The organism is Labrenzia sp. ATLA3, from assembly GCF_057180185.1.
On the sequence record NZ_JBXUKV010000022.1, the window covers coordinates 1 to 530 of the forward strand.

1 protein-coding gene is annotated in these 530 nt (G+C 59.1%); it reads right to left on the minus strand.

Features of this window, described 5'->3' with window-relative positions:
- Positions 1–530 (minus strand): GTP-binding protein (locus AC2A6O_RS29040; RefSeq protein WP_498932183.1); only part of this gene is annotated, 530 nt, incomplete at both ends.

Genomic DNA, 530 nt, shown 5'->3' on the forward strand with positions numbered 1-530 from the left:
ATGGCCGGATCGCGGTTCTCAACGGCTGCCAGCGCAGAACCCTTGACGATCGGAATGTCGTCGCCCGGGAATTCGTAGGAAGACAGCAGTTCACGGATTTCCATTTCGACGAGCTCGAGAAGCTCTTCGTCGTCGACCTGGTCAACCTTGTTCATGAACACGACCAGAGCCGGAACACCAACCTGGCGAGCCAGGAGGATGTGTTCGCGGGTCTGCGGCATCGGGCCATCAGCGGCAGAACACACCAGGATCGCGCCGTCCATCTGCGCAGCACCGGTGATCATGTTCTTGACGTAGTCGGCGTGACCAGGGCAGTCGACGTGAGCGTAGTGACGGTTTTCCGTCTCATACTCAACGTGTGCCGTGGAGATGGTGATGCCGCGAGCCTTTTCTTCAGGCGCGCCGTCGATTTCGTCGTAAGCTTTTGCAGTCGCACCGCCGGTTTCAGCCAGCGTCATGGTGATTGCTGCGGTCAGCGTCGTCTTGCCGTGGTCAACGTGGCCAATCGTGCCAATGTTAACGTGCGGCTT